The following is a 21,833-nucleotide window of genomic DNA, read 5'->3' as shown; positions in this document are numbered from 1 at the left end:
CCTTCTCTTAATTATTTAATTGCACCTTTTGTTAATCCTTGTTGTAATTGCTTTTGCCCTAAAAATAGTAAAATCAATGTTGGAATAACGATAACCGTAACACCGGCCATTACGCTTCCCCAATCAGTTGCAACTTCTTGAGACTGAAGCTGCTTCACACCGATTTGCACTGTTCTTACTTTTTCATCAGTGGTCACTAAAAGTGGCCATAAATACATATTCCATGTTGTTAAAAAGCTATATACTCCAAGCGTAATAAAACTCGTTTTACAATACGGAATTACAACGCTGAATAAAAACCTTACATTTCCAATCCCTTCAATAAACGCAGCTTCTTTTAGTTCATTCGGAAGTGTCATAAAATGTTGACGTAACAAGAAAATACCGAAAGCTGTTGCAAAAAACGGCACTGTCATCCCGGCGAAACTATTGATCCAGCCAAAGTTTTGAATCGTTAAAAAGTTAGGCACCATCGTTGCTTCCCACGGAATCAGCATCGTTGAAATAAACAGGAAGAAAATTAAGTTTCTCCCTTTAAACTGAAGAAAAACAAAAGCATAAGCTGCTAAACTTGATACGATAAGTTGTCCAATCATAACGACTGTCGATACAATTAAACTGTTATATAAGTATGTAAAAAGTGGTACTTTTTGAAAAATATTAATGAAATTATCAAAAGTAAACTGGGTCGGAAATAACCTTCTCATTTGAATATCGTCTGGTGTCATAAAACTTATTAAAAATGCATACAGTACAGGAAAAAATACCATTACTGCGCTAATAATGAGCAGCATGTATAATAGGAAATTTTGTTTCCACTGTTTAACAATCATTTATAATGCACCTTTCTCTCAGCAAACTTAAATTGAAGTAATGTAGCAACGAAAATGAAAACAAATAATACCATCGCTTGTGCACTTGCTGTTCCAAATTGATGATTCACAAACGCCTCTTTGTAAATCGAGTACACAATCAAATTCGTTGCATCATTCGGTCCACCGTGCGTTAAAATATCAATTTGTCCAAAACTTTGGAACGCACTAATTAACGTTACTGTTACAATAAAGAATAAAGTTGGCGATAGCATCGGTAATGTAACACGGCGAAGCTTATATAAATAACTAGCACCATCTATAGATGCACTCTCATATAAAGACGTATCGATATTTTGTAAACCACCTAATATAACTAAAAATGCAAACCCTGTATTCACCCAAACTGTTGTAACTGATACAGAGAATAGTGCCCAGTCCGGACTCGTTAACCATGCGATTGCAGGAAGATTCATAGCGGCTAATATATTATTAAATAATCCTACACTTGGATGAAATAAAAATAGCCAAATCACTGCACTAGCAGCTACTGATATTCCCATCGTCGAAGAAAACAGAACTCGGAATAACCCAATACCTCTTACCTTTCCATTTGCAATCAATGCAAGAAACAAAGCAAATATAATACTCGTAGGCACTGTATATAAAACAAATAGTAAAGTTGATTTTATACTTTTGTAGAAGGCTGTATCAGAGAATAAATATTGATAATTTTCTAAGCCAACGAAAAGATTAGCTTCTCCATGGATATCGGTTAAATAAAAACTATAGTAAATCGTCCTAAACAATGGATAGAACAGAAAAATCGAAAATAGCAAAATAGATGGCGCCAAAAACAATAATCCTATTCTTAAATCTTTCGTTCTCCCCCATAATTTTTTCTTTTTTGACACCTTTGTTTGAACTGGTAACTTATTTACTTCGATCATTATTTCGCCACCACTTTCAACTCTTCTTCAGCTACCACTTTTAAGCGTTCATTCGTGTTTTCGTTAAAGAAGCATAACTTTTCTTGCGAGAATAATAATTTTACTTTGTCACCTTTGTTCAAGAGTAACTGTCCGATGACTTTCGCACTCCAAATTGTTCCATTTACCGCAAAGTTTAATATAGATTCATTCCCTAATACTTCTACAGATTGCAGCGTCACTTCTTGTCCTTCCTCAGACAGTGCAATATGCTCAGGACGCATGCCTATACGAATTATTCCTTCTGGTAATTGCTTTAACTGTCCAATAGATAATGGAATTTGCAATTTCCCTATATGTAATACACCTTTTTCTTTATCCACTTCTCCATCATTTATATTCATAGAAGGAGAACCTATAAAGCTTGCAACAAATTCGTTTGCTGGTTCGTTATATATGTCAAGTGGTGTTCCAACTTGCTGTATACTTCCTTTATTTAAAACCATAATACGATCTCCCATAGTCATCGCTTCTATTTGATCGTGGGTAACGTAAATCATCGTAATTCCTAATCGCTGCTGAATTTCTCTAATTTCAATTCTCATTTGCGCACGTAATTTCGCATCTAAATTCGAAAGTGGTTCATCCATTAAACAGATTGGCGCTTGACTCACGATCGCCCTAGCAAGCGCAACACGCTGTCTTTGTCCGCCTGATAATTGGCCTGGTTTCATTTTCACATACTCTTTCAGTCCTACCATTTCAATAGCTTCCATTAATCGCTTTTGTCGCTCTTCTTTTTGTACTTTTCTTACCTTAAGTCCAAATAAAATATTTTCTTCTACAGATAAGTGTGGATATAATGCATAATTTTGAAATACCATTGATAGATTACGGTCTTTCGGCTCTAGATCATTTGCAACACGTTCATTAATAATTAAATCTCCCGAAGAAATCTCTTCTAAGCCAGCGATCATTCGTAATAATGTGCTTTTCCCGCATCCCGAAGGTCCAACTAAAACAAAAAATTCGCCCTTCTTAATATGAACCGATACGCCTTTAACCGCTGTCTCTTCTGCATTTTTATATACCTTTGAAACATTTTTCAATTCAATCACAAGGTTGCACTCCTTTTTTCTTCATGTATCCATACTTCATAATGACTTGTTGAAATCGCACTTGCTCCTGCACGAATTGCAATTTCCGCATCTTCTCGCGTTTGAATCAGCCCGCCTGCAATAATAGGAAACTCTATTTCCTCTGCTAGCTGTTTAATTATAGAAGGCATAATCCCCGGCATAATCTCTACTGCATTTGGTTTAGTCGTTTTACAATTTTCAATTGATTTAGTAAGGGATAAAGTATCTACAATAAAAATACGTTGAATTGTTTTCAATCCAATTTTATTAGCATTTCGAATTTTCGAACCCTTTGTTGAAATAATACCTTGTGCCCCGATAACATCTTCAATATACAAAAGTGCTTCCTCTGTATTCGTATTTAAGCCTTGTATAAAATCACAATGAAGAAATACATCATGTCCATGTTTCTGCAATTCATATACACGCTCTGGTAATTCCAGCATTGAACCAGTCATAAGAAAAACTGTTTTCGGCAATTTTTTGTATGCTTTGTATCCTTTCCAATCCTTTATCATCGCAATATAAGGTTCTTTAAACATTCATTCCACCTAACTGTTCTATTTTTATCCAAACTAAAAACACCTACTTACATAGAACGCCTTTCTCCTTATTTGAACTCTAGAGAATAGAGCACACCTAAGAAAGTGGCACATTATATGTAAGTGGGTGTTCTCAAATGTTCTCTACCCTAGTTATTTTGTTACCTTTACTATATTACGCATTTATTAAGTCAGTTTTGATAGATTGTTAATTAGGTGTTAACCGAATGTTAATATTCACCATATCACTATTTACATTAATCTAGATATTAAAATATAAACAAATAGAACGAAACAATACTTAAAATTCAATCAATATGTAAATTCATTCCATAGTTAATTAGTTTTAGTTTTCTCGCAACTGCTTGTGAAGCATAATTATCCCAAGAAGTACTATAAAGTGGAATGCGTTTTTCTTCTTGTAATGATATCGCCCAGGCTGTAACAACATCAGTACCATATCCGTTCCCTTGAAACTCCGCTAAAGTTTCCACACTTGCCTCAGCAGCTACGGGCGTACTTCTGGCACTGCAACAAACAGAAACTACCTTTTCATTTTTTACAATTGCAAAATAAGGTTTCCTCCATTCCATCTGTTCTATTAGATTAGGAAAATTTTCTCGCAAAAGCTCTCTATTCTTCTCAGTTATTTGTATTGTTCTAGTCGGCTTATGTAAATTACTATGAAACATGAAAGCAGGACCCATCCAAATATTTTTCACTGTTCTTTCTTCATTTAATACATTAATAATCTTTGCTATCTCTATATGCTTTGAAGGTTCTTGAATTAACTTCTCAATCTTACTTACCGTTTCATCATCCACATTACAATGATATCTCGTTATACTCCCTTCACGAGTTCTGCCAAGAAAAAAACGTGGTGCTTTCGGATTTCCTTGTTCATTTACATATTTCATTTTTCCTACTTGATTATGAACAAACAAAACCTCTACCTGAATTACTATTAAATCAAGTTCTAAGAGCCTCATTTTTATCCTCCTTATTTACTCCATATACCATCCATTCATAATCTATTTTTCATGTTCAAAACAAAAATCCCATTCAAATACACATTACTGAATCCATCATACTAACTGATTTCTTCATTCTGTCTATCTAAATGGGATTATTTTTCGTTTTTTACTCTACTGGTTGTTGTGGCTGTACTACTTCATTTGCTCCAGCTACCCTCAACATATTTACAATATCTTTAAAACCTCTTTTTTCAGCGTATTGCAGTGGCGTCAGATGTTCCTTGTTAGCCATATTTACATCTGCACCGTGATCAATAAGCAATTGAATTACTTTCTTATGGTTTTCACTACCATTTCCTAATACAATTGCTTCTAATAGCGCTGTTCCACCACGTTCATTTTTATAATTCACATCAATATCTGTATGCTCTAATAATTCTTTAACAACCTCTACATGGCCACGCTCAGATGCAGAAATAAGTGCTGTTCCACCTGACTTAGTCGTTTCTTTCGTATTAACTCCTGCATTAATTAATACTTTTACAATATCCGTATATCCTTCTCTACTTGCATAAAGAAGTGGATTACTTTTTTTCTCATCTTTAATTTCAATATTAGCACCTGCACCAATTAATGCTTTAACTGTCTCTACATGATTTTGGTACGTCGCTGCAAGGACAGGCGTTTCTCCGTTGTCACCTTCTACGTTTATATTCGCTCCATCCTGAATCAACTTCATAGCTGTCTCTGTGTCTCCAAGAGTAGCTGAAAGTAACAACTGTTTGTCCATTAAATTTATACTTTTCTCTTCTTTAGATTCTTCCTGTTCTTTATGCTTCTCTTTTTTCTTTTCATTTTTCACATGAACCGGTTTCGATTCTGGTTCTTCTTGCTTATCGCAAGCCACTACCGTCATTAAAAGTCCTAATAAAATACATAATAAAATTTTTTGTTTTCTCACAACTACAGCTCCTATGAAAGATAATGTTTTCTTAACCATTCCTCCATCACATACAATAACTCTTCTTGAGTACATTTATCCATAAGCCCTTTAGATTCCTTCTTTAATCAGATTATCTTAAGCTTATACTATGTTTCTCAACCTATTGAAATGATACGCCTGATGGCCCCATCATTAACATTATGAAGCAATTAGTTTAGCACGTTTTTACCGCATTTGTATACATTTCTAAAAAGTACATAAAGTGAAACTTTAATTAGTGGGGGTTTTGTTCATCCACCACTAATTATTAGCCCACACCAATCGGGCTTTTACGGGCAGCCCGACTCCACCTAAATTCTTTGCTTTCACTAAATTTTGAGGTGGGGATCTTACTGCCCGTTAATGCGGGATAAATGATTGCTTTAGGTTACTATATTCCATTGTAACCGTTCTTCTAAAAATTTTACACCTTTTCTATATTTGCACCTGAGTAATAATAGAAAAAGACAACTATATAGTTGTCTTTTTCTATTATTAATGATGTCCACCATGATTTCCTGCTTTCGGTTTCCCCATCATCTCTTTATTCATTTCCCATTTATGCTCTGCTAGCTCTTTATACGAAAGAACTTTCCCCTTATAGTTAGATACAAAGCTCTCTGCATCTTTTTTATTTTTAAATGAAATGACATTATAAGCCATCGGTGTCGTTATTGTTTTATCATATACGTAAGTAGCGTCTTCTAACGAAATCCAATCTTTCGAATCATAATCTCGAACAAATTTCTCTTTCGTCTTTTCATCTGAGTTGATCTCCATCCATTTATACATACAACCGATATCATCAAACTTTAACGCTTTTCCATTTTCTAAAATAATTTCTGTTGCAAATTGATTATCTGTTACCCCAATTTGACAAATATCACATTTATCATGTTTCTCATCAATGGCAACAGCTGCTGTTTCCTTTTTCCCACACCCGACTACTGTAAATATGAAACATAAACATATAGCAAGTACAACATATTTTACTTTCATCAATATTCCTCCCTAGAAACCGTATACTTCACGAAAAGAATACCAAAAGGTTGTGTGAGATTTGTGAAAAAACAATGTGCTTTTTGTAATATAGGAAACAAAAAAAGATGTGTAGTTATTTCTACACATCTCTCATCACTCGCAGCCTGTAATTAACAAATCATCTTCTAACTTAACTAATAATGTATCCGCACTAATTTCCTGTCCAACTTCTACATTTACCAATCTTATATTTCCACTAATCCCGACTGCAATTTTTTTTAGCTCACCGTCATTTTTTCGGATCATCAGTAATTTTTCCCATTCATATACGTAAGAAGATTCATTAATAAAAATCTCCTCTACTTTTCCTTCATAAGAGCTATAAATCTCTTCAATTCTCGTTTTCATATAACATCTACTCCCTATTTCACACTTCACTATTTTCATCTTATTCTACCATTCTTACGAGGAGCAGCTTACTTTTTAAAAATTCAAATTAACTACCGTGAACAAAATGAACAAAATAAAAATTATGCTTCTAATGATGTTATTTTTCAAATTATTTACCATTTGAATAGATGCTTTTATTATAAATAAAAAACCTTTTTCTGAATTTTTATTCTATTTTGAAAGCGCAATCATTCTTTTGAGGGGGAAATTACATGTTAGCACTACTTGGATTTGCGATGGTATTTGTCTTTATGTTTTTAATTATGACGAAACGTATGTCAGCGCTAGTAGCATTAATATTAATTCCGAGTGTTTTTGCATTAATTGGCGGATTCTATGCCAATATGGGGCCTATGATGTTAGAGGGAATTCAAAAATTAGCACCTACTGGTATTATGCTTATGTTCGCTATTTTATATTTTGGGATTATGATTGATAGCGGTTTATTCGATCCTGTCATTAGTAAGATTTTAAAATTTGTAAAAGGAGATCCTTTAAAAATCGTTGTCGGAACGGCTATATTGACTATTATCGTTTCTCTAGATGGTGACGGTACAACAACATACATGATTACAGTTTCCGCAATGTATCCACTATATAAGCGCCTTGGAATGAACCCCCTCATATTAGCTGGAGTTGTTATGTTAGGGGCGGGGGTAACAAATCTTACACCTTGGGGTGGACCCACAGCTCGTGTTATGAGCGCACTTGGACTTGATGCTTCCGAATTATTTACACCTCTTATTCCAGGAATGATTACTGGTGCAATTTGGGTTGTTTTCGTTGCCTACTATCTTGGAAAAAAAGAAAGAAAACGTTTAGGAATTATGGATGTACAGTATTTAAAACAAATGCAAACAATGGATGAGCAAGCTGCAACTGTCGAAGCCGCCGTACATAAACGTCCTAAACTTCTATGGATTAACTTTTTATTAACCGCTACATTACTTGTCTGTCTCATACTAGAAGTTATGCCGTTACCTGTTTTATTTACAGTCGCTTTTGCTATTGCTGTTATGATTAACTATCCAAACTTAGAACAACAGAAAGAACGTATTGCTTCTCATGCAGGGAATGTATTAGCAGTTGTTTCTCTCGTATTTGCTGCCGGTATTTTCACTGGTATTTTATCCGGAACAAAAATGGTAGATGCGATGGCTAACAGTGTAGTAACTCTTATACCAGATGCACTTGGACCACAATTGCCAATTATTACAGCTCTTCTTAGTATGCCATTCACATTTTTCATGTCCAATGATGCATTTTACTTTGGGGTATTACCTATTTTAACGAAGGCTGCTGCTACTTACGGAATTAGTGCAGCTGAAATGGGACGTGCTTCCTTACTTGGGCAACCCGTTCACTTATTAAGTCCTCTTGTCGCTTCCACTTATTTATTGGTCGGAATGGCCAAAGTTGATTTCGGTGAACATCAACGCTTCACTTTATTGTGGGCCGTTGGAACGACAATGGTGATGTTGATTACTGGAATTGTAATTGGGATTATTCCAATATAAATAGCACATAAATAAATTTATGTGCTATTTATAAAACTCACCAATCTTTCTTTGTTAAGAGTACATATTCCCGATCCGCCAATATTAATTGCAAGGGAGAAACTAAATCTTTAAAATTCAATTCACTATAGTTAGATACAGGATTATTTTCTTCTCCATACCAAGCCGTATAAAATTCAAGTGTAAATAACTCATCCTTCATATCTTGAATATAATTAAAAAGTAACTGTAAACATTTCAAATTCGTTTCGCAACCATTTTTAAATTGTCCTCCTTCTGGAGTAATGGAAACACAAAAAGGATTTCGCAAATGACTAGGTATCTCTGTTTTTTTTATCTCTCTTACAACAATTGCAGCAAAGTCTAATTCTGATCCTAAGAAAGCCTTATCCCTTTCCACTCTCTTTGTTTCTTTTCTACCAAATATCCCTATAGGCAACCTCTTTTTTGCAGCAAGAAAATAACGTTGAGTCATAATATATTCCCTTCCAAAAAGAACGTAACTTCAGTAAGCTACGTTCTTTTTTATTAAATATATTTTGCAATTACTAAAGCATTAAGAAAAGTCTTATACTCTTCATTAGTCAATACACATTCCGCTTGATTAATCCCTTTAAGTACTAATAATTCATTAAGTAATTGTTTTGAGTTTCCCTGAATTGTAAAATTAGAAATAAACCTTTTATCGATTGATTCAATAATAATCACAATTTCCCTGCCTTCTTTAATTAACTGCTGTTTTTCCGAATCAGTAATTTTTGAATCATTCATAATCTCATTTTCAATAAAATCTCTATTATTTTTTTCCTCTGTTGATAATAAACCCCTTAAGATTTTTTCATCATTAATACCGAACACACACTCAATAGTTTTATAGTTAATATAAGGGTCTAGCATAAGGTTCACAAGTTCTTCTTTTCTTATTAAAATAGCTTTATATTTAAAGGTTATAAGCTTTCTAACCTCATTTATAGAATGTTTATATGGCAATTGTGATTTTAAAAACTGTTCGTGTAATTTCTTTAAGCCCATATTACTTCTTCACTCCAGTTCTAAAAAAATGAATGCCCACCTACTCTTTTATTATGAGCGTCCTGTGCATGAAAATGATAAAAATAACTACCTCCATTCCCATGAACCTCCGCTTTAGTAGGAGTATACTTACCTGCTTTATTCGCCACTGTCCAAGCTAAAGAATTGCTTCTAGACCAAATATCGCCCCCTGCTCTTAAATGCGCCGCTGCTCGTGACTGAGAAACACTATTACCAATCCATAATTTGCCACTTCTTAATTTTGCCATATAATGATAAGGATCACTTCGCTTCAATCGACTAATAACCTTAGTTGCTACATAATATGTTACACCTGCTATAACCATTGCTGCTGAAATTGCAATTAAATGTGATACTAGAGCCCCTCCTAAAACAACAGCTATGGGTAAAACTACTGCCGAGGCTTTTGTTTTAGTATTATCGACTACATATTGTTCACCCGTTTCTATATCCGTAAAAGTCGCAATAAAAACATCCTCTGTAGCCTCTGAAATTTCTACCTTATATTCTTTTTTCACTTCATTATTTGTGTCAGCATTTTCAGTTGAAATAACCGTTATAGTGTCTTCTTCTTTATTTAGTGCGGCATTTATATTCAATTCGTTATCTTCAACCTCTAGATTAGTCTCGATAATCGCGATTTCATCATTATCTTTTACAATTTCTATATCTTCTTTAAAATCTTCAGATAACTGTATTTCTCCATTTTCATCTAAAATATAATTGTAACTTTCTCCACTCACTTCTTCAGCTTGTACAATATCGACACGAGGCAAGGTACTTACAATTAAAATTAAAATTAAAAAAGATGAAATATATTTTTTGAAATTCATTCTACTTTTCCTCATAAAACAACCTCACTCCCCCATATTTTTTAATCTTCTAATCTTAAAATTCCATACCCATACTCATTATCATATCCAGTTCTCCCTGCATCTACTGACAATTTTTTTAATAAATCTTTTACTGCATCTACCTTTCCTTCTTTAATAGAATCATTGTAGTGTTCTTCCTCACTTATTACTTTAGCAATAATTCCTGTAACATAGGCAGTTGCAAAAGATGTACCACTATAACGCTCGTACCCTCCTAGATTATTTGTAGATAAAATATTTACCCCTGGGGCTGTAAAATCGATTTTTCCAGTGGAAGAAAAAGAAGCCCTTTGTAAATTGGAATCAATTGCTCCAACCGATATTACATTTGCAAACTTAGCTGGATATTCTACCTTAGAAATATAATTATTTCCTGCTGCTGCTACAATTATTATATTTTTTTGAATTGCTTTATCTATAGTCCCCCTCAGCTCCAAATTATTCGCCCCTAAACCAAAGCTAATATTGACAATATCCATTTCATTATTAATACACCATTCAATCCCTCTTATTAAGCTACCAATATCACCTTCTCCAGAATCAGATAAAACCTTCACTGAAAAAATATCCGATTCTGGAGAAATACCGACTACCCCTTTATCATTATCTTTGGCTGCAATTATTCCTGCTATAGCTGTTCCATGTCCCAAATTATCCACAATGGGCTCATCCACATTTATAGCATTGTACTCCCCTTTTATTTTCCCTACTAAATCAGGATGGTTTTTGCTAATCCCACTGTCCAAAATTGCAATTTTCACTCTGTTACTTTCTTTAATATGTGTTAATCCATTTTCCCATGAATTTTCTTTTTGCTCTAAAAACTTCTTTTCATCTAAATTTTTTTCATATTTTTGGTTCTTCAATTGTGAAAAGATATACACTATCCCTGATAAAAATAAGAGTATTATTATATATTTTTTCATTATTATCCCTTCTCCTATTTCAATTTATTATCATAACCCCCTTATTTTTCTGAATTTTCAAAAAAATAAAATCACACCTCCTCATACATAAAATGTTTATTTGTTTAAAATTTACCATATTTTACATTGTTATTCAAGACAAAAATTATACATATATATTATTTAATTAATAATAAACATAGTTAATTAAACCTAAAAATTATATTGTTATACTAACCCCTTCTACTTCATAACTAAATTGTGAAGTAGAAGGGGGATCTAAAAATTAAATACCTTATCATCTATAAATTTATTTCATCATACTTTATAAAATAAAAAATTCAAAAACCATTAATTTTAATCTTAAACACAGTCTTTGATATATACTTATTAAAACCTTATATTAAATTATTGATACCTCTTTATTTTTTTACTACTTCAAGAAAATACCGTCTCTCCGGTCTCCCCACACTCCCATATATTAGCTCTGCATGAACTTTCTTCCCAGATATTAAATACTCTAAATAACGCCTTGCAGTTGATCGGCTTACGCCTACCATTGAACTTAGCACCTCTGCTGTAATCCCTTCTTCATTAACTGTTAACATATGCTTTTTTATTTTCGCTAAAGTTAAAGGATCTATCCCTTTCGGGGCATATTCTATTTGATCTCCCTTCACGCCTCTTTGAGACCATAAATATTCAATTTGTTCTGTAGATAATTGATTGTTTTTCTTTAACTGTATAATCTTTTTTTGATAGCCTTCCAGACTTGCTTTAAATCGGTCAAACATTAGTGGCTTTACGATATAATCTGTTACTCCGCCCCGCAGGGCGTGCCTCACTACATCTGTTTCCGATGCTGCTGTAATCATAATAATATCTGTATCGTGCAAATGATGCCTAATATATGTGACAAGTTCCGTTCCTTGCATATCAGGTAAGTACACATCTAATAAAACAAGCTGTGGCTTCACAAGCTCTAGCCATTCTTTCGCTTGTTCTCCAGTCGTTGCCGTTCCAATTACTTTAAATCCCTCAATTTTTTCAGTAAAACGACGATGAATGTCCGCAATCCGAATATCATCTTCTACAATTAATACTTCAATCTCCTCACCCATTACTATTCGCCTCTCTCTTTTGGTAGTGCAATAATAAATAACGCACCACCTAAATCCCCTTTTTCGATTGCAATACTTCCATTTAAATCTTCTACTAACTCTTTCACTTTTGCTAATCCATATCCTCGCTTTTCTCCTTCTTTCGTCGAAAAACCTTTATAGAATATGTTAGTAATTATTTCATCATTAATCCCTTGCCCTGCATCTTCCACTTCAATTAATATTTCTTCTCCAATATCAGTTACAAACATTCTTACTTTCTTATCATCCTCTTGATTTCCTTCAATTGCTTCAAATGCATTCGTAATTAAGTTTCCTAAAATAGAAACGACATAATTACTCTCAATGTGTGGACTTAATTTCTCTAAACTACTTTCTCGATCTAGCATAAAATCAATCTTCAATTCTCGTGCTCTATTATAAAATCCAATTAAAATTCCACCTAACCACGGATTTTGAATTCGCTTCATAATAAATTGAACAAAATCTTGATATACTGCTGTTTCCTTATGAATAAGCTCTAAAGCATCTTCATATGATTCTAATTGGATAAGACCCGAAAGCGTATACAATAAATTGTTATATTCATGCGTTTGCGCTCGTAATGCCTCTGTATATTGCTTCGTCTGAGATAATTCTGCTGTTAACTGATCCATTTCAGATTTCAAACGTAAGCTCGATACAACGCCAGTTACTTTATTCTTTACTTTAATAGGTAGACGGTTCGCAATAACAGCCTGTCCTTTTATATTTAATTGGCGATCAAACTGTTCTTCACCAGTTTGAAGTACATCTAGTATCGTTGAATTAGGAATTACATTTAAAATAAATTCCCCAATAATATTTTGTTGTTTATTTAGCGAAAGAATATCATAAGCTGCTTGATTGACTAAACTAATCATGCCATTTTTATCGATTACAATAATCCCTTCACGTACAGATTGAATCACTGTACTATGCTCTTCATATAAAGATGAAATTTCTTCTGGTTCCATCCCGAACATCATTCTTTTTATACTTGCCGCTAAATATATAGAGCCGATTATCCCAATTAAAAGACCTATTATTGTAATCCAAAATACCCGCTTTCCATACACTTCTACTGCTCCATGAATATCAGCCATTGAAAACCCAACAGACACCACGCCAATAATTTCATTTTCCTGGTTACGGACTGGGACTTTCCCACGCAATGAAGGGCCTAATGATCCATTAGCTTTCGAAACATAAGATTTCCCTTCTAATAAAACGCCTTTATTATCTCCACCAACCATTTTTTCTCCTATTTTATCTTGCTCAGGATGCGCATAACGAATCCCCTCTTTATTTCCAACTACAATAAAGTCAGCTTCTGTATCAATTCGAATTTTTTCTGCGATTGGCTGAATAATAGAAGCTGGATTTTCTTTTTGAAAAGCTTCCTGAATTTCTGGTATAGCGGCAACTGTTTTCGCAACATGCAAAGCTCTTTTCCCAATTTGCTCTTCTACTGTTTCAGATAATATGTAATAAAATAAATAACTCGTTAGCATAAGTACAACAAGAATAAGTGTACTAATAGTTAATGTAATTCTCGGTTGTAGTTTTAATTTTTTCAATTTCAAAACCATTCCCCTAACATAATTAAAGATAGAATTTAAAGAAAATACAGTTTTTTATTATCATAACACGCTTACTATATATTTCTTTCTTTTTTATCTTCATAAAAAAGAAACGAAGCATAAGCACTACTTCGTTTCTTAACAGTTTATTATTATATTTTAAACTTACCAATCATCTCTTGTAATTCCTCTGCCATTTGTGATAAATGGACTGCTGCTGCATTTATTTCATCTACTGAAGCTAATTGTTCCTCTGAGGAACCAGCAATATTTTGAACACTTGCTGCATTTTCTTCAATCGTAGCTGCAATTTCATTAATAGATGCACTTACTTGCTTTGCATCTACCGTCATTTGTTTTGCTACATCTACCATGCTATCAATTTGTACAACTGTATCATTTGTAGACTTCAATATTTCGACAAAGCTTTGCTTCGTTTCATTTGCAACTACAAGTCCTGATTGTACTTCTGCTCCAACTTGATTCATAGAGCTTACTGTTTCTTTTATATCAAATTGAATCTCTTTCACTAGTTTTCCAATTTCCGTAGAAGACTGTCCTGATTGTTCTGCTAGCTTTCGCACTTCATCTGCTACAATTGCAAATCCTCTTCCTTGCTCTCCAGCTCTCGCAGCCTCAATTGCCGCATTTAACGCTAATAAATTTGTCTGTTCTGCAATATGTTGAATCACTTCAAGAATTGCTCCAATTTGTTTCGACTTATCGTCTAACAAACCAATGATTTTGTCTGACTGTGAAACAGAATCATGAATTAATTGCATTTGATTCACATTTTTTTCAACTAACTTCCCACCATTTTCAGCTTTTTTCTTCGTATACATAGAGGCTGTAGATACTAATGAAGAACTATCTGCAACACGCTGAATTCCTTCTGTAACTTCTTCTAACAATGTTGCTCCTTCTTCAACTTCTTTCGTTTGTATTTCTGCACCACTCGATACTTGCTCTATCGCCTGTGTAATTTGTTCCGTTGCTTCGCTTGTCTGCTTCATACTAGCTGTTAATTCTTCTGAAGATGCTGCTACATGACTTGCTGAAATGTTTATATTGGAAATGACACTATGTAACGATGTAGCCATCTCGTTAAAGCTTTCTCCTAGCTGTCCAATTTCATCTTTAGAATGAACTGTAATTGATTCTGTTAAATCGCCTTCACTAATCTTCTTCGATGATATAACAAGTTGTTTTAACGGTTTAATAATAGACGCAATAATGAAGTAAATTACAATCCCACCGATTATTAGCGAAATTCCAAGAACAGTTATTGTTTTATAGAAAATAGGTTCAGCCGCTTCGATAATTTCTTTGGAAGGCATAATTCCTGCTATTTTCCATCCAGTTTTCTTATTCGTTTTAAAAGTGATATTACGATCTTCACCATCTAATGAATAATGAACATCCCCAGCTTCCTGTTTATACAATTCTTTACTAAGTTTCTCTTCTAATTTCTCTCCTGGCTTCATTTTCGGGTGCGCTACTACATTTTTATCTTGATCAAATATTGCTACATATCCTTCCTTACCGATATTAACCATCTTGGAAGTAGTAACAATATCATTAATGATTAAGTCAATCCCAAGAACGCCACTTTTATCCTCATTTTGTTTTGCTAGTGTAATAACAATATTCCCTGTCGTTTTTGACTTATATGGAGCAGTTACAATTACTTCTCCGCTTTTCTTCACTGCCTCTTTATACCAATCTCTTTCTGTAGGATTATATCCATCTGGCATCTGAATAGCTGGTGATTGAATAAACTGTCCATTACTAGATCCTGTATAGATTGCTTCCATTTCTGGATGCAGTTTATTGTATTCTTCTAGTTTATTTTGTATGTTTTGAATTTGATCTGCTTGGTAACTTGATTGTGTGAATAATTTTGTAAAATAAGTTGCATCTATTTTTTTACTATCCAATTCTTTATTAATTACATTATCCAAAATTTTTATATTATCTTTCGCCGAGTTTAAAATCGTTTCATTAAAATTCGTCTTCGCCTGTTGATAAGACGTCCAACCAATTACAATACTTGGAAGAATTAAAATAATAATAAATGATACAAGTAACTTTGTTTTTAAACTACTACTCCTTAATTTCCCTTGAAACATACTTCTACCCCTCCATACCGTTTTAAATGTAATTAATTAACATTTAATCTTTCTATAAAAATAATACGATTTAAATGTATCGATGAGACTCTCTATCTTTTTCTACATCATAAAGAATTGATACATATCTTTTTCATTCTATATAAATTAAATAATTAAAACAATGTATAAAAATGTATATTATTCGAAATATTATAATTCACAGAAGAACCTCTAGTATTTCACTTACTAGAGGTTCTTTCCACCTTACTATTCTTTATCTTTTTCTACTTCTTTTTTCTCATCTTCTACTACAGATACAACAGGTTTATCGCTTGATAATTGTTGTACCGCTCCTTTTCCTGCAAATCCTTCTAATAGCTCTTTTAAGTCAATGCCAGAAGAAGCTTTTAACGTTTCTTGCATCGTTGCCATTAAATCAGTCGCATAACCCGCAACTTTTCCGGCCCCGCTATTTTTACCACCGCCGCCTGTATCGACAACTGTGATTTTATCAATATTACTAAGCGGACTTGCAAGTTCCTTCGCATAACTTGGAAGCATTTTAAGAACCATATCCATAATTGCCGCTTGACCATATAATTCAAATGCTTCTGCGATTTTTTGTTTCGCTTCTGCTTCTGCTAAACCTTTTAATCTAATAACATCTGCCTCTGCTGTACCTTGCGCTTTTTGTACTTCCGCTTTCGCTTGACCTTGTGCTTTTTCAATTTCCGCCTTCGCTAAACCTTCTACACGTACTTCTTCTGCACGTGCTCTCGCTTCTGCTTCAATCTTATATTGATCCGCATCGGCTTTTTTAATTTGTTTTACTTTTTCTGCTTCCGCTGATTGCTCAACAGCATAGCGATCTGCATCGGCTTTTTTCTTAACTTCTGCATCATATTGCTTTTCACGACGCGCAATCTCTTTTTCTTCTAATTCAATTTGTTTCTCACGCTCAATGATTTTAACGCGCATTTGCTCTTCTGTAACACCTTGTTGTGCTTTCGCTTGTTGTAATTCGTAAGAAAGATCCGCATCTGCACGTGCTTGCTCTTGTTCCCTTTTATAGGACTGTACTTTTAATTCTTTATGTTTTTCAGCTTCAGCGATCTGTGCATCACGTTGATATTCTGCTTCTTTTGCTTCTTTTTCAGCACGTGCTTTTTCAATACGTGCTTCTTTTTCACGCTCTGCGTTCGCAATTGTTGCATCACGCTTAACTGTTGCAATTTGCGGCTGACCAAGCGCATCTAAGTATCCGTTTTTATCCATTATTTCTTTAATTGTGAAGGAAACAATGCGAAGTCCCATCTTCTTTAAATCTGTAGAAGCTACTTCATGTACCTTTTGAGCAAATTGCTCTCTATTACTATACGCATCTTCTACTGTCATAGAAGATAAGATAGCACGGAGATGCCCTTCTAAAACTTCTTTTGCTTCTATTTTTAACTCTTCTGTTTCTTTTCCTAAATATTGTTCAGCCGCTGTGGAAACCTCTTCAATTGTTGATCCCACTTTAATAATAGAAACACCGTTTACTGTGATCGGTACACCTTGTTTCGTATACGTATCACGTGTACCAACTTCTAATTTATAATTTAATAAGCTTAAAGGCTCTGCTCTTTGCATAATTGGAACTACGAAAGTACCGCCCCCGCGAATAATCTTAATCTTCTTTCCATCATCAGTGGTAACAACATTCTTTCCACCACCAAGCCAGTTCCCTGTAACAATTAACGCTTCATCTGGACCAACCGTACGATACTTCGTAATAAATACTAAAATGAGTAGAATTAAAATTGCGAGTAAAACTCCACCGATAATTAATGGAATCGTCATGCAAATTCCCCCTTATAATTTTGGTTTCTTTAAAGAATAAGCGATGTTTTGTACAAGTAAAACACCATCTTGGACTCCCTCGATAATAACCTCTGTTCCTTGCGAAATATCTTTTTTTCCAACTGTTTTAGCTGGGATTGCATTACTTCCAAATTGGGATGAAATTAATACTTCACCAAATCCTTCTGTAGGAATTGTCGTAATGACTTCTCCTTTGCAACCGATAAATTCACCCATACGTTGCACCGTGTTTTGTTCTGCTTCTGCAATCGGTTTTAAAATTAGTATTTTCATGATGAAAACACCGATAAAAGATATAGCAAATGCAGACCCGAAAATAAGAATACTATTAAAGGAAAATAAATATTCTCCTATATAACTAAGTCCACATAACATGGCGAAAAAACTAAGTAATAAAGTAACAACGGATACAGATCCGCCTCCAAAACTAAATATGGATTCAAATATATCTCCAAAAAAGATATAAATTACAGTGAGTATAGTAGCAATAATAAATCCATATAAATAAATTGTTTCAAGTGGATAACCAAACAAGACCATTTCTTATCCCCCTTTCTTAAACAATCCCTTTTTTGTTATGTGTATGCCCCACCTCTTTCAAAGATTATCATTCTTAATTTTCAGTTATTTGACCTTTAAAGAAAAGCCTGTAAGACAGGCCTCTAAAAAAGAACAGGAGAAACCTATTGTGACAGGCTCCTCCTAGAAAATAACCGATATATTATATATCTATATAATATATTGTTTTCCACAAAAAGTAAAGTTAAACATACATTGGAAAAGTACTTATTTTACTGATAATTTGTAAGTTCCATCACCATTATCATATTTATATACATACAAGTAATACTTGCCTGGTTTTGCATTAAATTTTGCTTCTATATGATTCCCATTGGCTTGACCGTAAGCCGCATAATTTTGCATATCTGATTCATGGTGAAGTACCCATGTCATCCCAATTCCATACTCATTTAAAACAGAAATGTCGATATCTTTCGTTGATGCTACATTAAATGTATAAACATCAGTGTGGTCCCCGCCAATGAGACTGCCTTTTATCGTACTATTTAGCCCAATACGATTTGCTTCCTCTGGACTATTATTTGGCTCTGATTCTGTTAAACTTCCATCTTTAATCGTAACAGTTGTTTCGCTTCTGCTCTCTTTTCCTTTATCATCTTTTACTCTTAACGATACTTTATAAGAACCTTCTCTTTCATATACATGTACTGGATTCACTTCTGCACTTGTGCTTCCATCTCCAAATTCCCATAAATAAGAAACAATTTTTCCATCTTCATCGTTTGAGCCATCACTTTTAAATTGAATTCCCTCTTTTACAACTCCATTATAAGGTCCGTTTACATTAACCGTCGGAGCTTTATTTTCTCCATCATCTTTTGCGATTCCATGGAAGACTACATCATATTCAAATTCATTTGAGCTATTCACACGATAATTGACGAAGTATGCTGTAACAGTTTTGTAGCCACTCCATTCTTTTTGCGCCAATTGTTCTAAAGATTCATTTACTCTTTTACTCATTGCTTTCCAATCTTCTGATTCACCTTTTGTGACACTACCTGTATACGTACCTTCTAATGTAAATGTATTAAAGAATTGAGAATTATGTTTTGTCATTTTTGTATCTTTCATAGGCAACGTATCACTAATTTCTTTCTTCACCGCTGTTAATGACTTCGTTGCATGTTCAGCTAAATAATCATCAGCTACTTCTGGTACAGTGTATGTATCTTGATTATTAATTAATTGTTGCATATACTCTTGATACTCTTTATTTAACTTAGGATCTTTACTTAGATTTTCACGATATGCATCATAATTTTTCACGTCATTCGCACGAATTAAATCTTGAATTTTATCAAATGTTTCAAACTGATGCGTATATAAGTAAGACTGCAATGCGAACGAGTAATTATAGAAATCCCAAGAACCGTATTTAGCAAATAGTGTGCGCTCTGCAGTATAACGGCTTGCAGGATCAGATGATAATCCGCTAATTATACTCTTTCTTGGTACAACGTTATTCGTACGAGTAGAGCCTGCGAAAAACTCTGCATTTCCTTCTTGGAACCAAGTTAGCCTTTCATTTTGATACATATCTCCTCTTCCAAATAAACCAGGAACTTCATATCTCCCTTGCAGATAATGAGTAAATTCATGACGGAATAACTCTTCTAAACTATAAATACTTTGCTCTGGTGTACGCTCATATGTAAAGAATGTTCCTGTTTCTTCTATATAAATTCCACCGTTGTTTGTTTCATACCCATACAATTGTCTATTTAACTGATATTCATCTGGACTATTATAAATTACGATTGTTAACACATCATCCGCATTTCCTGGCTCTAACGCTTTGTCATTTCCAATTACACGGTGATACTGTGCCTTTACTTCCTTCGCAGCCCAATATAATCTCTTAATTTTTTCTTCTGATACCTTATCTCCTGTTTTGAACACAATTGATCCATCATCGAATGTATACGTTTTTGGTAAGTACTGCTCTTTTCCTTCTTTACGTATTTTCTCTAAGTCTACTGTATTCCCCCTATAATCTTTACCATTATAATTTGTTGTAATTTGTTCTACCGCAACAAAATACGGTTCACTTAAGCGCGGGTACATATGCATTGCTTGTGTAACAACCTCTAATCCTTTATTCGGATTGCTATGAAATTTCCCTAATCGGCTAGCAAAATAAATGCCATTATTAACGAGCCATTTATTTTCTGGCGTTACTTTATTTAGAAGAGCAATACGATTTATTTCATTAATAAACCCATCTACTTTTCCATACCACATCGTTTCATTCGCTTCTTTACGGGCCTCAACTAAATAAGACTGTATATCATAGTCAATCCCTTGCATCATATCGTATATTGCTTGTCCCTTCATTCGATCATTTACATAAGTAGTAAAATTATCATTGTATTGCTTTAAAATATTTGATGCGTATTGAACTGTTTCAACATCACTTGATGCATTACTAATTAATTTTCCGTATGCAGATACGACTGTATCTTGTTCATCTGTACCAAGCTTAAAGTTTGGATTTTTTGCGATTGCTTTTAAAGCAGGTAAACATTTATCCTGGAAGCTTCTTTCATTTAAGTCGCTTAATTCACTATTATAAAATGCAAGATAAAAAGCTGAACGCAACACTTCAGTAAACGTTTGAATTCCTTTTGAATCATCTTTCGTAAATGTACTACCTCTATGAGCTAATTCATCTATAATGACTTGCATTTTTCCTTTATCTTTATAAAAAGCCTTTGCATCTTCATTAAACTGGAATAAGTCTGTAATTTGGTGCCACTTAATACTACCTAACGTTTCAACTAATTCTTGATCATTCATTTTGTTTAAATCAGCCATTGAATAGCTTTCTTTAACTTGCTTTACTGCAGTTTTCTTCGTAATAGATGCTGGTCGCTGTGAAAAATCTCCTACTTTTAAACGTTCTTGAAATGATAAAGTTTCATCAACTTTTGAAATATGTCCAACTTCATCTACCGGCTTTTCAATTCCAACCGGTTTCGTTTTCAACACGTTATACGGTACTTTTTCTTCCGCTGCTGCATGAGTTTGAAGTGCCCCTAACGATAAAGCCATTGTACTAATGCTAAGCATCACTTTATTGATCTTTGATTTCTTGTTCATATCCTTGCCCCCTATTTTAATATTCCATTCAAGAATTTAACATAAAATCTGGATGTAACAATATAAAATGCAATATTTCATATTATTTCTTCCTACAATTTGTACATATCGTGAACAAATCAACCTTTATCTCCCGCCAATAACCTGCTTTCTTCCATTTCTAATACACTTAGAAATGCCCAGCAATATCCTTCTCTCATAAAAAAAGACATCATCATATGCATGTTTCTAATGAAACTGCCATGATAATGTCTTCTCGAAAAAGTAAAAATTAGTTATATCTAATAATAAGAT

The 21,833-nt window shown here is 33.8% G+C and carries 19 protein-coding genes and 1 pseudogene; 1 reads left to right on the top strand and 19 read right to left on the bottom strand.

Going from position 1 to position 21,833, the window contains the following annotated elements:
* Positions 1 to 11 precede the first annotated feature (11 nt).
* The 8 genes from MHI26_RS02875 to MHI26_RS02840 all read right to left on the bottom strand — a co-directional run bounded on the left by MHI26_RS02875 (position 12) and on the right by MHI26_RS02840 (position 6,767).
* Positions 12 to 833, bottom strand: coding sequence for a carbohydrate ABC transporter permease (locus MHI26_RS02875; protein WP_000635948.1), 822 nt, complete (start codon positions 831 to 833; stop codon positions 12 to 14).
* Positions 830 to 1,762 carry a carbohydrate ABC transporter permease gene (locus MHI26_RS02870; RefSeq protein ID WP_061666981.1) on the bottom strand — a complete coding sequence of 311 codons (933 nt, stop codon included), beginning with the start codon at positions 1,760 to 1,762 and terminating at the stop codon, positions 830 to 832. Before MHI26_RS02870 ends, MHI26_RS02875 begins: the two co-directional genes overlap by 4 nt.
* A complete protein-coding gene (locus tag MHI26_RS02865) occupies positions 1,762 to 2,859 on the bottom strand; it encodes an ABC transporter ATP-binding protein (RefSeq protein ID WP_000571381.1) in 1,098 nt (365 codons plus the stop codon). Before MHI26_RS02865 ends, MHI26_RS02870 begins: the two co-directional genes overlap by 1 nt.
* Positions 2,856 to 3,422, bottom strand: coding sequence for a glycerol-3-phosphate responsive antiterminator (locus MHI26_RS02860; RefSeq protein WP_061666982.1), 567 nt, complete (start codon positions 3,420 to 3,422; stop codon positions 2,856 to 2,858). The genes MHI26_RS02865 and MHI26_RS02860 overlap by 4 nt, the downstream gene beginning before the upstream one ends.
* Positions 3,423 to 3,730: 308 nt before the next feature.
* Positions 3,731 to 4,411 carry a GNAT family N-acetyltransferase gene (locus MHI26_RS02855; protein WP_061666983.1) on the bottom strand — a complete coding sequence of 227 codons (681 nt, stop codon included), beginning with the start codon at positions 4,409 to 4,411 and terminating at the stop codon, positions 3,731 to 3,733.
* Between the two features lie 151 nt (positions 4,412 to 4,562).
* Positions 4,563 to 5,432 carry an ankyrin repeat domain-containing protein gene (locus MHI26_RS02850; RefSeq protein ID WP_000287334.1) on the bottom strand — a complete coding sequence of 290 codons (870 nt, stop codon included), beginning with the start codon at positions 5,430 to 5,432 and terminating at the stop codon, positions 4,563 to 4,565.
* 441 nt (positions 5,433 to 5,873) lie between these two features.
* Positions 5,874 to 6,377 carry a nitrous oxide reductase accessory protein NosL gene (locus tag MHI26_RS02845; protein WP_000865661.1) on the bottom strand — a complete coding sequence of 168 codons (504 nt, stop codon included), beginning with the start codon at positions 6,375 to 6,377 and terminating at the stop codon, positions 5,874 to 5,876.
* 135 nt (positions 6,378 to 6,512) lie between these two features.
* Entirely contained in the window at positions 6,513 to 6,767 is a 255-nt protein-coding gene (locus tag MHI26_RS02840; protein ID WP_000857376.1) for a hypothetical protein, read from the bottom strand.
* A gap of 254 nt (positions 6,768 to 7,021) precedes the next feature.
* Between MHI26_RS02840 and MHI26_RS02835 the strand changes: the two genes are divergently transcribed.
* Positions 7,022 to 8,326: a CitMHS family transporter gene (locus MHI26_RS02835; protein WP_000880469.1), complete on the top strand. Its 1,305-nt coding sequence runs from the start codon at positions 7,022 to 7,024 to the stop codon at positions 8,324 to 8,326.
* A gap of 37 nt (positions 8,327 to 8,363) precedes the next feature.
* Here MHI26_RS02835 and MHI26_RS02830 read toward each other — a convergent pair whose 3' ends face one another.
* From MHI26_RS02830 to colA, 11 genes and pseudogenes are all read right to left on the bottom strand, one after another.
* The gene (locus MHI26_RS02830) at positions 8,364 to 8,801 is read right to left on the bottom strand and encodes a hypothetical protein (RefSeq protein WP_000194259.1); all 438 of its coding nucleotides are present in this window, start codon (positions 8,799 to 8,801) and stop codon (positions 8,364 to 8,366) included.
* 53 nt (positions 8,802 to 8,854) lie between these two features.
* Complete coding sequence (locus MHI26_RS02825) at positions 8,855 to 9,358, bottom strand: hypothetical protein (RefSeq protein ID WP_000523312.1); 504 nt, start codon at positions 9,356 to 9,358, stop codon at positions 8,855 to 8,857.
* 20 nt (positions 9,359 to 9,378) lie between these two features.
* Positions 9,379 to 10,212 (bottom strand): SAR2788 family putative toxin, encoded by an 834-nt coding sequence (locus tag MHI26_RS02820; RefSeq protein ID WP_001009644.1) that lies wholly within the window; start codon positions 10,210 to 10,212, stop codon positions 9,379 to 9,381.
* 41 nt (positions 10,213 to 10,253) lie between these two features.
* Positions 10,254 to 11,180, bottom strand: a complete 927-nt coding sequence (locus MHI26_RS02815; RefSeq protein ID WP_000759924.1) for a S8 family peptidase — start codon at positions 11,178 to 11,180, stop codon at positions 10,254 to 10,256.
* 401 nt (positions 11,181 to 11,581) lie between these two features.
* On the bottom strand, positions 11,582 to 12,280 hold the full coding sequence (locus MHI26_RS02810; protein ID WP_000503460.1) for a response regulator: 699 nt from the start codon (positions 12,278 to 12,280) through the stop codon (positions 11,582 to 11,584).
* Between the two features lie 2 nt (positions 12,281 to 12,282).
* Complete coding sequence (locus MHI26_RS02805; protein ID WP_061666984.1) at positions 12,283 to 13,890, bottom strand: ATP-binding protein; 1,608 nt, start codon at positions 13,888 to 13,890, stop codon at positions 12,283 to 12,285.
* A 143-nt stretch (positions 13,891 to 14,033) separates the two neighbouring features.
* Complete coding sequence (locus MHI26_RS31540; RefSeq protein WP_390228369.1) at positions 14,034 to 14,894, bottom strand: methyl-accepting chemotaxis protein; 861 nt, start codon at positions 14,892 to 14,894, stop codon at positions 14,034 to 14,036.
* A gap of 81 nt (positions 14,895 to 14,975) precedes the next feature.
* Positions 14,976 to 16,010 (bottom strand): annotated as a pseudogene (locus MHI26_RS31535) (HAMP domain-containing protein); the annotation flags it as partial.
* A gap of 249 nt (positions 16,011 to 16,259) precedes the next feature.
* A complete protein-coding gene (locus tag MHI26_RS02795; RefSeq protein ID WP_000154999.1) occupies positions 16,260 to 17,834 on the bottom strand; it encodes a flotillin family protein in 1,575 nt (524 codons plus the stop codon).
* Positions 17,835 to 17,846: 12 nt separating this feature from the next.
* Positions 17,847 to 18,395 carry an NfeD family protein gene (locus MHI26_RS02790; RefSeq protein ID WP_000242439.1) on the bottom strand — a complete coding sequence of 183 codons (549 nt, stop codon included), beginning with the start codon at positions 18,393 to 18,395 and terminating at the stop codon, positions 17,847 to 17,849.
* Between the two features lie 246 nt (positions 18,396 to 18,641).
* Positions 18,642 to 21,539, bottom strand: a complete 2,898-nt coding sequence (gene colA, locus MHI26_RS02785) for a collagenase ColA (protein WP_061666986.1) — start codon at positions 21,537 to 21,539, stop codon at positions 18,642 to 18,644.
* Between the last annotated feature and the right edge of the window lie 294 nt (positions 21,540 to 21,833).

Origin of the sequence: Bacillus sp. FSL K6-1218 (assembly GCF_038006445.1) — a bacterium.
GTDB classification, from domain to species: domain Bacteria; phylum Bacillota; class Bacilli; order Bacillales; family Bacillaceae_G; genus Bacillus_A; species Bacillus_A thuringiensis_S.
Note: the sequence above shows the minus strand (reverse complement) of the source record. Positions and strands in the feature narration are given on the sequence as shown.